This window comes from Flavobacterium quisquiliarum (assembly GCF_019308285.1).
In the GTDB taxonomy this organism is placed as follows: Bacteria; Bacteroidota; Bacteroidia; order Flavobacteriales; family Flavobacteriaceae; genus Flavobacterium; species Flavobacterium quisquiliarum.
Genome location: NZ_WWEM01000012.1, coordinates 214,147 through 227,219, shown reverse-complemented (window position 1 = coordinate 227,219; position 13,073 = coordinate 214,147). Strand labels below are relative to the sequence as shown.

At 33.4% G+C, this 13,073-nt stretch carries 13 protein-coding genes; 9 read left to right on the top strand and 4 right to left on the bottom strand.

Annotation, left to right across the window (positions count from 1 at the left end):
- Positions 1–251 precede the first annotated feature (251 nt).
- Positions 252–1,739: a DUF1254 domain-containing protein gene (locus GSY47_RS04740; protein ID WP_179003614.1), complete on the top strand. Its 1,488-nt coding sequence runs from the start codon at positions 252–254 to the stop codon at positions 1,737–1,739.
- Positions 1,740–1,862: 123 nt separating this feature from the next.
- On the opposite strand, the gene GSY47_RS26125 is transcribed toward GSY47_RS04740, so the two are convergent.
- The 3 genes from GSY47_RS26125 to GSY47_RS04725 form a co-directional block, all read right to left on the bottom strand.
- Entirely contained in the window at positions 1,863–3,467 is a 1,605-nt protein-coding gene (locus GSY47_RS26125) for a class I SAM-dependent methyltransferase (protein WP_246611266.1), read from the bottom strand.
- A gap of 193 nt (positions 3,468–3,660) precedes the next feature.
- Complete coding sequence (locus GSY47_RS04730; protein ID WP_179003615.1) at positions 3,661–4,155, bottom strand: hypothetical protein; 495 nt, start codon at positions 4,153–4,155, stop codon at positions 3,661–3,663.
- An 86-nt stretch (positions 4,156–4,241) separates the two neighbouring features.
- On the bottom strand, positions 4,242–5,087 hold the full coding sequence (locus GSY47_RS04725) for a chromate resistance protein ChrB domain-containing protein (RefSeq protein ID WP_179003616.1): 846 nt from the start codon (positions 5,085–5,087) through the stop codon (positions 4,242–4,244).
- Between the two features lie 122 nt (positions 5,088–5,209).
- On the opposite strand from GSY47_RS04725, the gene GSY47_RS04720 reads away from it, so the two are divergent.
- From GSY47_RS04720 to GSY47_RS04710, 3 genes are all read left to right on the top strand, one after another.
- The gene (locus tag GSY47_RS04720; RefSeq protein WP_179003617.1) at positions 5,210–5,800 is read left to right on the top strand and encodes a Crp/Fnr family transcriptional regulator; all 591 of its coding nucleotides are present in this window, start codon (positions 5,210–5,212) and stop codon (positions 5,798–5,800) included.
- Between the two features lie 65 nt (positions 5,801–5,865).
- A complete protein-coding gene (locus GSY47_RS04715) occupies positions 5,866–6,285 on the top strand; it encodes a hypothetical protein (RefSeq protein WP_179003618.1) in 420 nt (139 codons plus the stop codon).
- Positions 6,286–6,335: 50 nt separating this feature from the next.
- A complete protein-coding gene (locus tag GSY47_RS04710) occupies positions 6,336–7,433 on the top strand; it encodes a hypothetical protein (protein WP_179003619.1) in 1,098 nt (365 codons plus the stop codon).
- 28 nt (positions 7,434–7,461) lie between these two features.
- Here GSY47_RS04710 and GSY47_RS04705 read toward each other — a convergent pair whose 3' ends face one another.
- Positions 7,462–8,262, bottom strand: coding sequence for a hypothetical protein (locus GSY47_RS04705; RefSeq protein WP_179003620.1), 801 nt, complete (start codon positions 8,260–8,262; stop codon positions 7,462–7,464).
- A 185-nt stretch (positions 8,263–8,447) separates the two neighbouring features.
- Here GSY47_RS04705 and GSY47_RS04700 point away from each other — a divergent pair, with 185 nt between their 5' ends.
- The 5 genes from GSY47_RS04700 (at position 8,448) to GSY47_RS04680 (ending at position 12,903) form a co-directional block, all read left to right on the top strand.
- Positions 8,448–9,035: an NAD(P)H-dependent oxidoreductase gene (locus tag GSY47_RS04700; protein WP_179003621.1), complete on the top strand. Its 588-nt coding sequence runs from the start codon at positions 8,448–8,450 to the stop codon at positions 9,033–9,035.
- Positions 9,036–9,057: 22 nt separating this feature from the next.
- A complete protein-coding gene (locus GSY47_RS04695) occupies positions 9,058–10,092 on the top strand; it encodes an alpha/beta fold hydrolase (RefSeq protein WP_179003622.1) in 1,035 nt (344 codons plus the stop codon).
- Between the two features lie 12 nt (positions 10,093–10,104).
- Positions 10,105–10,866: an antibiotic biosynthesis monooxygenase gene (locus tag GSY47_RS04690; RefSeq protein ID WP_179003623.1), complete on the top strand. Its 762-nt coding sequence runs from the start codon at positions 10,105–10,107 to the stop codon at positions 10,864–10,866.
- Positions 10,867–10,902: 36 nt separating this feature from the next.
- Positions 10,903–11,727 (top strand): DJ-1/PfpI/YhbO family deglycase/protease, encoded by an 825-nt coding sequence (locus GSY47_RS04685; protein ID WP_179003624.1) that lies wholly within the window; start codon positions 10,903–10,905, stop codon positions 11,725–11,727.
- A gap of 99 nt (positions 11,728–11,826) precedes the next feature.
- Positions 11,827–12,903, top strand: coding sequence for an adenylate/guanylate cyclase domain-containing protein (locus GSY47_RS04680; RefSeq protein WP_179003625.1), 1,077 nt, complete (start codon positions 11,827–11,829; stop codon positions 12,901–12,903).
- The last annotated feature ends 170 nt before the right edge of the window (positions 12,904–13,073 follow it).

Sequence of the window (13,073 nt, the reverse complement as noted above, 5' to 3'; positions counted from 1 at the left end):
AAGTTTAAAATAAACCGTCTCCTATTGGGACGGTTTATTTGTTTTAAGTGTTTGTTTTTTAATTTTTTAGAAATGAATTAAAAACTATGTTCCAAATTATAATTTGCAACATGTTTAAAAAAAATCAAAAATGGATTATGCCTAATTTAGTGTAGAGAAACACTTTTACTTGTTCAATGAAATTTTAGGTTTTAGTACAGATAATTTCAAAAATGAAATAATAAAGGATCTCCATAACTAAATCCATTACCATGAAAAATAAAATTTTTATACTAATTACGGCAATTACACTTTTAATTTCATGCAAGAAACAGGAAGTAGCTGTAAATCCAAATTTAGAAGATTCGACTGCTGTTGATTCGGTTAGAGCTCAAAAATTACCTCCAGCTCCTGTTCCTAATACGATTATGACAGAAGCTATTGTAAAAAATCTTACTACCTACATCTACGGATGGGCTTGGCCAATGATAAACATTCATAATCGTGTCGAAAGTTTTAAAGTTTTGACTGAACCCGTTTATGGGGAAGGAATTCTCCCTCTTGCACCGCCAAATCATCTGTGTATGTTAAACGATTATGTTAAACCTGAAGAAAGAGCTGTAGCTTGTCCGAATCAGGATGTGGTGTATGGCATTGCAAGCTTAGATTTAACTTTAGGTCCAGTTATAGTTCAAGTACCAGATTTTGGCGATCGTTTTTGGGTGTATCAGGTATGCGATCAACGAACAGACGGATTTGCGAGTTTAGGAAAAATGTATGGCACAAAACCAGGATTTTACCTTTTAGCTTCAAAAGATTGGAAAGGCACAGTGCCAGACGGAATTATTTCTGTTTTTAGATCAACGACTAGTCGAGGAATAGTAATTCCGCGTGTATTTCAGAGTGATGATCCAAGTGACAAGAAAGCCATTCAGCCATTAATAAATCAGATAGGTGTTTATCCTTTAAGTGATTATGATGGAAAACCAAAAACGACAGAGTGGAAAAAAATAAAATCTACTCCACCTGCTGCCAAAGGAGAAAAAGCAGAAACGAGATGGGTGAAACCAGAAATATTTTTTGATCAGCTGGAAGATATTCTAAAAGAAGTGCCGCCTATGAAAGGAGAAGAAGGTTTATATGCTCAAATCCAATCATTATTAGATGCTGTAAAAAAAGATTCAAAATTGAAACAAATTGCGATAAGTGCCGCATTTGAAGCAGAGAAAAATTATGTTACACCATTATTTCAGTTCCAAAATGTTGGTTACCCAATAAAATACAATTGGACCACACAAAGAAATGGAGCACAATTTGGATACGATTATTTGACCAGACTTTCCTGTGCCAAAGCCAATATTTTTGTAAACAAACCTAACGAAACAAGATATTTTTATCAAGATCTTGATGAAAATGGCGCTAGACTAAACGGCGCAAATAAATATACGGTTACTTTTGCAAGTGGAGAAATTCCGCCAGTAAAAGGATTTTGGTCTCTTACATTATACAATGCTGAACATTTTTTTACTCCAAACAGCTTAAACAGATATTCGCTAGGGACAAAGAATAAAAACTTAAAGAAAAATGCCGACGGTTCATTGACTTTATATGTGCAAAGTACACCGCCTTCTGAAGATAAAGCAAGCAATTGGCTTCCTGCTCCAAAAGAACAATTTTCATTATACATAAGAGCGTATTGGCCAGAAGAAGCAGTTTTAAATGACAGCTGGAATCCGCCGGCTGTTGTTAAAGTAAAATGATGACTGAAAAATATGCTTCAGAATTTATATTTAAAAACCGAGAGTTAATTACAAATAATTATATTGAATTTAGTAAGCTGAAAACCTCTAAGATTGTATGATTTTGGAGGTTTTCTTATGAAATCATTTTCCTTTCAATAAATTGATGCTCACAGTTGCAGTATCCGCATCTGGAAATCTTTTAAAAACGGATTGATCAGGAAATAAACCAGCTTCTGAAGCAACTTTATGAAACACATCAATTTCAACAATGTATTGATCTGAAAAGCCATGAGTGGCATCGTAAGCCGTTGCAGCGGTTTTTCCTAAATTTTCGGCAGTTAGTTTCGTATTTATAGTATGAAGTTCTATTAATAGCAACCCAAATTTATGCACATAAGGCGACCATCTTTTCAAATGTTCTAACAAATTATCTTCAACCAGATTGTTGCTGATCCTTTTTCCTCTATGAGCAAACGCGCCTGTTGAACTGCTGACTCTATTAATGTCAATATGTTGAGGTTCTGACCAAATTCGATTGTGATCTAGAAATGTTCTTACGTTCAAAAGATCTTTTAAATCAATATTATAATTTTCTTTTAAATCCTTTGATAAAATATCTGGTCTTCCAATATCGCCCCAAATTACTTTTGCCCAAATATCTGCTTTTATCAGATTGGCTCTTGTTACTTTCAATGCCGTTTGATTATAATCGGCACCAACTAAAAATAACGGATATTCGTCGAGCATTTTCCCTCTTAAAGTTTGTCGGTCGATTACTTCAAAAACATGCTGTAAAAAAGCACCGTTTCCGCATCCCATGTCTAGAATTCCTTTTGGCTGTTCTTCAATTGGAAGATTAAAAAGCTGAATTAAAATTTCGTCTACGACTTTGAAATAGGTATCGTGCGCACCGCCGCTTCCCCAAACATTCATTTCACGATCCACATGAATTTCGGTTTCGCCTTCGGCAGTTTGTAAAACATTTGGATTACCAAAAAGAAGATCATCCATTTTGGCAAAAGTCGGCAGATAAGAAACGGTCACGCCATAAGCGCTGGCTCTTTTGGCAAAATATAAACCTGCTTCGGTAAACTGATAATTGCCGTTTTTTTCTAAGAACCATCCGAGATGTACAAAAAAGTCTAGAATCTTTTTAAAATTCTCTGGTGATTTATGAAATTCTTCAGGACGGAAAGAAGTCTCCATAAAATATTTATGAAACATTCCATTCATCGCCAAACGAACAATGGTTGGGCCAATCAAATAACCTTCAATATGTTTTAAAATCTGGTTCTGAATTTCATTGGTTAAAGGATCGTCTGAAAGTTCGATTCCGTATCCTTTTTTATACTTTTCAAAAATAATATTGAGTTTTTCAAAAGGCACATCTTCAAATTGTCTCGGATGAAACTGAGTGGATAATTTCAGCAAATCAACTACATCTTCGTAAAGATAAAACAGCGAAAAAGCGGTTTTGGTTTTTTTATTTACAGCAATTGTAATTTCCTCGGTTTGGTTATTGACATCATATTCAAGAAAACCCTGAGAAGCCATAATTCGCAAACCAATATTCAGATAACCTTCGTTGGCGTTAAAAGCATTTACAAGCTCAGATAAATGCATTCGTTTTTTTTCTAGAATGAATTCTAAAACAGATTTTTTCTTTAATGCAATTGCTACAGGCGCAGTAACCAATCCGTCAAGATGCCTGAAAATAGAACTTAAAAGTTTTGATTTTTCGTTCATAATACAAGAATGAAGGTTTAGCTTAAAAATAGTGAAAATTTTTGAAACTAACTGTATTCAAGTTTGCTCCAGCAGAGCGACATCTGTTGAAGGTCTCATTTTGTTATCATTATTTTCAAAGATAGCCATAGCCCGTGGTTGAAACCACGGGCTATGGCTATCTGGAGGATGTAAGTAAGATATTAAAACTATTTCAAAAAGCTATTCCAAATTGAAATCCTGCGGTAAATGAAGCGGGATGATCGTTGCCAAAACGAATAGGAAGTGGCACAGCAGCATAATAGCTCACACTATTTGTTTTGATTAATGTTTTATTGAATACAGGTGTAAAGCCGTATCTTCCATTACTGTCGAAGGCAACTCGTCCTGCAAAACTGTATCCTTTTCCCAAAGCAACTAGAATTCCAGGATGAAATAATAAACTTGTAGTTTTACTAGATCCGTTATCGTCTTTAATGTTCGGAACAATTTCAAACGAGAAACCTATTTTACTGTTTTTCCAAATGTTGATTCCAGTAGGAAATGATACAGCATAATAATCTCTAAAATTAACGGCAGTTTCATCTCTGCTTACAGTAACAATTGGATGCATAATACCAAAATAACCTGTAATTTTTGGGTAAGTAGTTTGAGAAAAAGTAAAGGAACTAAAAAGCAGTAATAAAAAAAGAAAGGTGTATCGAAACATGGAGTTTTGTTTTATTGGTTGTAAAAACAAAATTAGCTCCCTGTGTTTTCCCTAAATAGAACGCTTTTTACGTTTTTGTATATGGATTACTTTTTACGGATTTTTCTGCGATAGGCGGAAGGATTATTTCCAGTATGTGCCTTAAAAATCCTCGTGAAATGACTTTGATCAGAAAAACCAGTCATATAGGCAATTTCAGTGAGGGTGTACGAAGAATTTTCGATTAGATTTATAGCCTTCTCAATGCGTTGTTTTCGAACATATTCGCCAAAATTTAGATCTTCAAAATGTTTAGAAAATTCCCTTGATAAATAGGACGGATTTAGGTCAAGTTCGCTTGATATTTTTTTTAAGTCAAGAGTAAATTGTGCATCAATCTGATCTTGTATAATTTCTTTAAGATCTTTAACCCATGAAGGAGTTTTGGCATTGTTTTTTTTATCTTTTAAAAACTTATTGTAAACTTCATGAAGAAGATTTTCAAAAGGACTGTTTTGTAGATGTTTTTGCTGGTACAAATGAGTTGCCCAGCTGTAAAGAGCATCATAAAGCAGTATTCCAGTTTCTAATAGTTTGTAGTCATCGGTAATATTATAAGAAAGACCAGCTGATATTGCCCAAAGTCCAGCCGATTCTTTGGCGATTTCATGACGGTCTGTATCTGCTCCACGTACGATGTCGGCAATAATGAATATGGCGGGATCTTTTATTTCATGTTTTTTTACGAAATAATCAAAAGTACATTGTTCCTCATAATGTGTGTATTCTACATCAGGAATATCAAACGGAATGGCGTCTAATTCTTTTGCTTTTTCTAAAACCTGATCATAAGGTACATATATAAATTCTGCTTCGAAATCTATAAATTTCTTGATCAGCCATGGACAGGCGATTCGATCTATTTTAGGTCTTTCTCTGGTAATCCATTTCATTACTGAAAATTTTAATATTGGCTAATGTACATTTTATCTTTAATTATTTTGTTTTTCCGAAACACTTAATGATGAGTTTCCTTAATTTTATACTTCAATAACCAAAATAAAATCAAAGAAGTATGGAACCAGCAATAGAAGCATTTCTAAATTCCGTCAAAAAAATATGTCCTAAAATGACTGATGACGAATTGGCTCTATATGCTACAAAACTTACTATTGAAGAGTTTTCTAAAAAAGAGTACTTTCTTCAGTTTGGTCACGTACAAAAGAATATTGGTTTTATTGCAAACGGTTTAGTCCGCTCTTATTTTATAGATAAAGATGGAGATGAAATTACGGTAGGTTTTTATGCCGAAGGCGATTACGCTACACATTATTCTGCCTTTATAGAACAACAGCCCAGTAAATATTACATTCAATGTTTAGAACCAACAGTTATGGTTTGTCTTTCTCACGAAAACATGCAGTGGGTTTATGATAACATTCCTAACCTAGAAAGATACGGAAGATTGATTGCAGGGGAAATTCTAAAACGGCAGCAGGAACGTATTGAAAGTTTTATATTTCAGACTGCCGAAGAACGTTACATTGATTTTGTAAAACACCATTTCGGTATATTTAATAGAATCTCTATTTCTCATTTGTGCAGTTTTTTAGGTATTGAAAGACAGACATTGACCAGAATTCGTCAAAAAATAGCGCATCAGTAGTATTTTACTTAAAAAAATAGACTAAATTCAACCCTTGAAATAATACCATTTCTTCAATAAACCTCATGTGCGAACACGGAAAAGAAATTAAATTATGTACTTGTATCATTAATGATAACGATACTATTATTAGTCATAAAAGATTCACGAAGTATAAAAGTAAAAAGCGTAATGATTATATCTGGGTACTTAAAAGATATGTTGGGTATGCTAATACCACGATGGACGGAATGATTATTTTTCCGCTGGACGCTTTAACTGAAAATTTTTCGACTGAGAAAATGTTGGAAGAACTCAACAGCAGAAATTGTTTTGATTTTGAGTACAATCCGAATGAAGGTGATAATCTTGAAATTTTTGCGCCTAGTAGTTACGACAGAAAGTTATCGTTTATTTACAGAAATGGAGAATGGACAGCTGATTTTTATAACGGTTTTTTGCATGAAACCGAAAAGATAAATTTTGGTAGAGTTACTTTTGACTAGAAGCGATACTAATCTGTTCTAAATTCCGAAACCAACAAAAAACATTCTAAATGAAACATTGCTTGATCTGCACTTTATTTTTAACACTTTTCATTTCCTGTAAACAGGAAGCTCCGAAACAAACCAAAGTTCCTAAGAAACATACGGAAAAAACAGAAGTAAAGAAGCCGATTCCTATTTCAGCAGAAGAATTTAATCTGTTAAAGAAACTTATGACTGATGAATATGAAATTTACAAGGCAAATGAAGGGACAAGAATGGATTTAAGAGAATATCCGTTTGCACTGAGTATTACAGATGAGGCAGAAAGCAGGTCAACAATATATTATTCCATTTTAGCGAAGGATGATTTTAATAATGATGGGATTACAGATTATGTTGTAAGCGAAAGTTCCGATTCGATGGCTGGTTCTCGTTTTGTGTTTGTTATTATGAAAGACAAGAGAAACATTGAAGAACAACATGATGTTTTGGAATATGCACCTTTTTCTTATAATAATTTAGATGAAACGAAATATAATTCAAAGAAGATTACCACGGTTGCCACGAAGAACTGGAGAACTTATGATGTGACCGAAGATGAAAATAACGAATCTGCCAATCTGGTTTTTTCGTATCAAAATGGTAATCTTTATGAAGAGTCTTATTTAACCAAATGTAAACTGGCAAAATTGGAAAGTAAAACTATTTTTAATTCAATACCGAATATTTCCAGAAGAGAAAGAAGTATAGATATACATAATTATACAGAAACGATTAGTGAGACCTATAAGGTAAAAGATACGCTTATTCATGCAGATTTGTCTGGTTGTGATAATCCGCTGTTTGAGTTTGAATTTACCATTCCAGTGGCAAAAGAACAGTTGAGTAATCCTGATTTTTTTAAGCATCAGGTGGTTTCTGCTTTAACTTTTTTAGCAAAAAATACTCAGTTTTCTAATGATATTAATCCAATTATAGCATATTATGAAGAAAATGAAATAACAGAGGAACAGACAACAATAGATCATAATTTGCTATTTAATGTTTTCGCCCGAAAAGAGGATTACAATAGAAAGAAAAAAACATTTTCAATAAGAATTAATATTGAAAGACGATACAACGCTCATCAGGCAGAAAACTGGGAAATAGCAACCCGTAGGAGATAATCTTAAATAAAAAAAGACTTTAAAAGCTTTATCTTTTAGTCCTTTTTATAATTTCCTCCAGAGTGAGCCATTGCGCTTTTTGTATATCATGATCTCCGCTTTCCTGAGTATGATGTCCTGTAAAAAATAGTACAGGCATCTGCTTTTGGTGTTTAGGATCATATTCTTCGTTTCCGTCTCTTATTATTGTATGGTTTAAAGAACAAAACAGTTCAGTAACAGTTCCATTGGTTCTAGCTATAATACTTTTGATATCCCAGGCATAACCCCAGTATTTTTTGTTATTTTCAATAATAATCGGATTTATATACTGCAAAGTTGTATTTTTTCCTGTTACCAGATTTTGATCTGTAATAATATAATCAGCTCCGTCTTCATCACCTATGACTTCAAACATTTCTGGTTCGGGGTCATTATCTAAATTGATAAACCAGCGATAATAAAAACCGTCTGAATAGTATTTTGTTTTTTTAATGGTTTTGTAATCAGATGAAATCCAGTATTCATTTCCAATGCCAAGACTGTCTGCTTTGGTTTGGCATATATAATCGAGAATACCGTCACCATTAAAATCAATGGTTTCTGTCTTCTCAATTTTTCCCCCAAGATAATTTATAAGCTCTTTTGTAGCCGGAATTTTTTTTGGGCTAATAAGATCCACGATTTTATAACCTTTTAAAGAATCTGCAGTTTCCGTTTCAGTAATTATTTCTTTTGGTTTCAGTTTTACTGAATCGATAGTAACCGATTTTTTTTCTTGTTTTGAAGCATCTTTACAGGAAATTAAAAGTCCAACCGTAATAATGGAGAGAAGCAGTTTTAGTTTCATTGGGCAGGCTGATAAAATTTTTATAAATCAAATTTAAAGTAATTGTCTATTCTTTTCTCTTTTTTGGTCTTTTTTTCTGAAAAAGAGATTTGTTCTAAAAAGGAGAAATAATTTTGACACATTTGTGTCAGGAAAGCCTTTGTGATATTTAAAATCTTTGCAGTGTCAAATTAAATGATACTGCAATGAAAACGAATATCTTACTTATACTTGGGCATCCTTCTCAAAATTCTTTTTGTAATGCATTGCTTAATGCTTATAAAAAAGGGGTAGAGCGTACAGGTGCAAACTGCAAAACAATTTACATATCAGAATTAGATTTTGATGTCAATCTTGCTGACGGATACAAAACGGGAGAAAAACTACAACTCGAAGCCGATTTAGTTGAAGCTCAAAAACTTATTTTATGGGCTGACCATGTTGTTTTAGCTTATCCAAACTGGTGGGGATTTATGCCTGCCATTACCAAAGGATTTATAGACAGAATCCTGCTTCCTGATTTTGCATTCAAACATCATTCAGGAAAAATATTTCCAGAAAAACTTTTAAAAGGAAAAAGCCTAAGGTTTTTAGTTACGATGGACACACCCAAATGGTGGTTCTATCTGATCTATCGTGCCTCTCAATATCAAATTCTCAAAAATATTGTGTTTGGTTACGTTGGTTTTGATCCGATCCAATTTTCCACTTTCGGATTTATGAGAAAATCGACTGACAAACAACGCAATAAATGGCTTCAAAAAGTCGAACAATTAGGAACACAACTTAAATAATTACAATTAAAAATCACACATCATGAAAAATTTAGCAAAAGAGCATAAAACAGCTCACATCGATCCTAAAAAAGGATTTAAAATTCACTTATTAGTTTTTGTACTTACAGTTCCAATACTTTGGTTCATCTTGTTGCTTACAAATCAGACTTATGTATGGCCGCTTTGGCAGAATACTGCGTGGGCAATAGGAATAGTATTTCACTATTTAGGAGTGTACGTTTTTAAAAGTAAAACAGCAGTTCCTAGGTTTTTAGCAACTTTATTAGCATTTAGTTCATTTTCTGCATTTGCATCTTGTACAGGCAATGATGAAAATCAAAATGGTAAACCTCAAACGTATGTTTTGGTGCACGGCGCTTGGCAGGCTCCTTATGTTTGGGATGAGGTAAAATTGAATCTAACTAAAAACGGTAATCAAGTAATTATCGTAGAACTTCCAGGACACGGAAAAGACCATACACCAAATCAAAATTTATCATTAAATTTATATCGTGACAAGGTAATTGAAGCACTTTCTAAAGTAAATGGAAAGGTTATTTTAGTAGGACATAGCATGGGAGGAATGGTCGTTACGGCCGTTGCCGAAAGTATTCCTTCTAAGATTAGCAGACTCGTTTATATTGGTGCTTTTTTACCAACATCTAGGCAGGCTATTGCCGATATTGCCAAAACCGATCCAGATTCGCAGTTAGGACCTACCCTGATTGAAGCTGCGGACCATTTGACTCTCGATGTCAAATCTGATGAATTAACTCGTTTGTTTATTAATGATGGCACAGCTGCGGCCAAACAAAAAGTAATCGATAATTATCGCGCTGAACCTGCAATTCCGTTTTCTAACGCCGTTACACTAACTTCTCAGAACTTTGGAAGTGTCGAAAAAGTATATATCAAAACACTTCAAGACATTGTTATTTCGCCTAGACTGCAAGATCAAATGATTTCTAAAGCTGGAATCAAAACGATTTACGAAATCAACAGCAGTCATTCTCCCTTTTTATCACAGCCAAAAGCAGTTTCAGATGTATTGATTCAAATAGGAAAACAACTTTAAAAATCAATTATCATGAGAATGAAAACCAAGAACTCAATTTCAAAAGGAATGCTGGGCGTTTTTACTGTTCTGTTTATGAACGGCTCCTTAACTACGGCACAAACAGCAGATCAAACTACTGCTGGAAATCAGGAAATAGTTGCAAAAATGACTCGCTATGAAGTCAAAAAAGAAAGTCAGGAGAAATTTCAAAAAGTCATTGCCGATTATGTGAAGCAATCTATTTCAAATAGCAACAATATCATGTCAGAAGCTTATTTTGAGCAGGAGGATCATACCATTATCTGGCTTTTTGAAAGGTGGAAAAACCGAAACGAATTGGATAAATTCCGAAATAACTCTAAACAACTGGAGGTCTTACTTAAAACTGTTCTAGTAAAACCGCAGAAAATGATCTATGTAAAAGACTTAGAGCCTTTAACCAAAAAACAATGGCGCAAAACCAGTAAAAAAGGTGAGGAGCAGTTAACCATCATGCTTTTTGTAGATGCTAAAAAAGGGACAGAAAACAACTTCATGGAAGTATATCATAAAGCCATGCCCGAGTTTAGAAGTGAGCCTAGTGTTGTAACCTATCAATTATCGCAGTTAAAAGAAGATAATTCTCAGTTCGTGACATTTGAAAAGTTTAGAAACAAAGAAGCATTTCAATACCATTTGAATTTTCCGCCTATTCAACCCGTAATTGACTATCTGAATACAAGTATTAAAAAACAGCCTTTTCAGGACGGAATTCATAATCTGATTGAATTTGCGCCACTTATCAGGGAATGATTATAAATAAAATACAAATTTTTAAACCTAAGAAAAATGAAAACAATTAGTAAAATGATCGCTGCAGGTCTAGCCACTGTATTTGCAGTATTGAATGCAGAAGGACAAGTAACCGTAAAAACAAATGAAATGAAAACAACAACAACTAGAGAATTCGAGATTGTAAACCAATTAGGAACCCAGTCGGCTGTGGTTAATATGCCGGTAACTAAACTATTAAACGCTCCGGGTAATGAAGCTTTAAGAGATTTTTTCTTTACACCTGTAAAAGATAAATCAGCATTAAGAGGAAAAAAAATTGCCGTGATCGTAGCCGATGGATTTGAAGAAATTGAGTTAACGGGACCAGTTTGGTATTTTAAAGAATTAGGCGCTCAGGTTGATATCGTAGCGCCAAAATACAATCCAGCTCCAGAAAGATACGGTTTGGTTTATCCTGAAATGTCAAAAACACATGTTATGGCGATTCAATATTTACAGCCAGTTGGATGGATTAAATTTGACCGTACAGCAGATCAAATCAAAGTAAGTGATTATGATGCGGTATTTATTCCTGGAGGTGCGTGGAATCCAGATAATCTTCGTTATGACAAAGATGTTATTAAGTTCATCCAAGATTTTAACAAAGCTGGGAAACTAATTGCAGCAATCTGTCACGCTCCAGTTGTATTGGCTTCTGCCGATATTTTGAAAGGAAGAAAACTAACTGGATATTGGAATATTCAGGTTGATTTGAAAAATGCAGGAGGAAATGTGGTAGAACAAAGTGTCGTAACTGATGCCAACATTATTACAAGCCGTCATCCAATTGATGTAGCCGATTTTTCTAGAGCGGTTGAAAGCTGGTTAGTGAAGAAATAATTATACCGACTAATAAAAATATAGGCTGTAAGTATTCCCTGAATGCAGAATTGTGTTTAGGGAATACTTATTTGATAGATAATAGTTTATATTCTAAAATTGGCTATTTTTATATGGAAAATTAATCCAATTATGGAATTGCCAAAACTGTCTTTTTACAAAAAGTACAACCTAATTTTTAAAGCCATTATTGCTGGCGGTATATTAGGATTATTATATACTGCAATCACAGATTCTGGTTCTGAAAATATAGGTTTGAAATTAGTTTTAGGATTGATTATTGGGATTTCTTTTGGATTAGTCGTGGTTACTTTTGAAAAATATTTTATCTATTTAAATCAATATTCTTTTGTCAAGGCAATGTTGTTGAAAGCTGTAATTTACAGTATTAGTATTTTGATTTTCTTATTGTTTTTTGTGGTTTTATTTACCAGTATTTTAGAACATATTGCTTTACAAGAAGCTTTTAATCAATACATTTATAAGCGTTTAAGTGGTGATTTTATTTTTTCACTTGGCGCTTCTGTATTTTTAATTCTTTTCTTAGAAATCAGCAGTTTATTGAGCACCGGTTTTTTTTTCAATTATTTTACTGGAAAATACCATCGCCCAATTCAGGAAGAACGTATTTTTATGTTTGTTGATGTCAAATCTTCAACAACTTTAGCAGAACAACTGGGAGACATTTTATACAGCGGTTTATTGCAGGATTTGTTCAATGATTTTACAGATGCCATTCTGGCTTCGCGTGCCGAAGTTTATCAATATGCTGGAGATGAAATTATACTAACATGGAAATCAGCTGCAGGAATAAAAGAAAATCGCTGTTTATATTGTTTTTATCTGCTTAAAGAAAGTATTCAAAAACGACAGGATTATTATCTCAAAACATACAATATTTTTCCAAAATTTAAAGCCGGAATGCACATTGGAACCGCAGTAACAACCTGGGTTGGAAAAGTAAAAAAAGAAATTGTGTATCACGGCGATCTTCTAAATACAACTTCAAGGATTCAATGTAAATGCAACGAGCTAAATCACGATTTTGTGATTTCAGAATCGATGAGAAATGCTGTCTTAGTAGATCAATCTATACTATATATACAGCAGGGAGAAATTGAATTGAGAGGAAAAGCCAAACCTTTGCAGCTTTTTACTGTTGATTTTAAAATTTAAATGGAAATAATTCTGCAATAAAAAAAGAGATATAACCGATTCATTTTTAGATTGTAGAGGTGATTTTGTAAAGATTTTTTTTTAGTAAAATCGGATTTTACTATTTTTCTAAAAGTTAAAAGTAAAGAAGTAAAAAAACTATGAATTGATTTTTATAGATTTGTAGACTC

What these genes read in the sequence shown, in the direction of transcription:
- GSY47_RS04705 (WP_179003620.1), bottom strand. Translation starts at nt 8,262, where the DNA reads ATGAAACTAAAACTGCTTCTCTCCATTATTACGGTTGGACTTTTAATT.
- GSY47_RS04710 (WP_179003619.1), top strand. Translation starts at nt 6,336, where the DNA reads ATGAAACATTGCTTGATCTGCACTTTATTTTTAACACTTTTCATTTCC.
- GSY47_RS04715 (WP_179003618.1), top strand. Translation starts at nt 5,866, where the DNA reads ATGTGCGAACACGGAAAAGAAATTAAATTATGTACTTGTATCATTAAT.
- GSY47_RS04685 (WP_179003624.1), top strand. Translation starts at nt 10,903, where the DNA reads ATGAAAACAATTAGTAAAATGATCGCTGCAGGTCTAGCCACTGTATTT.
- GSY47_RS04690 (WP_179003623.1), top strand. Translation starts at nt 10,105, where the DNA reads ATGAGAATGAAAACCAAGAACTCAATTTCAAAAGGAATGCTGGGCGTT.
- GSY47_RS04725 (WP_179003616.1), bottom strand. Translation starts at nt 5,087, where the DNA reads ATGAAATGGATTACCAGAGAAAGACCTAAAATAGATCGAATCGCCTGT.
- GSY47_RS04700 (WP_179003621.1), top strand. Translation starts at nt 8,448, where the DNA reads ATGAAAACGAATATCTTACTTATACTTGGGCATCCTTCTCAAAATTCT.
- GSY47_RS04740 (WP_179003614.1), top strand. Translation starts at nt 252, where the DNA reads ATGAAAAATAAAATTTTTATACTAATTACGGCAATTACACTTTTAATT.
- GSY47_RS04730 (WP_179003615.1), bottom strand. Translation starts at nt 4,155, where the DNA reads ATGTTTCGATACACCTTTCTTTTTTTATTACTGCTTTTTAGTTCCTTT.
- GSY47_RS26125 (WP_246611266.1), bottom strand. Translation starts at nt 3,467, where the DNA reads ATGAACGAAAAATCAAAACTTTTAAGTTCTATTTTCAGGCATCTTGAC.
- GSY47_RS04695 (WP_179003622.1), top strand. Translation starts at nt 9,058, where the DNA reads ATGAAAAATTTAGCAAAAGAGCATAAAACAGCTCACATCGATCCTAAA.
- GSY47_RS04720 (WP_179003617.1), top strand. Translation starts at nt 5,210, where the DNA reads ATGGAACCAGCAATAGAAGCATTTCTAAATTCCGTCAAAAAAATATGT.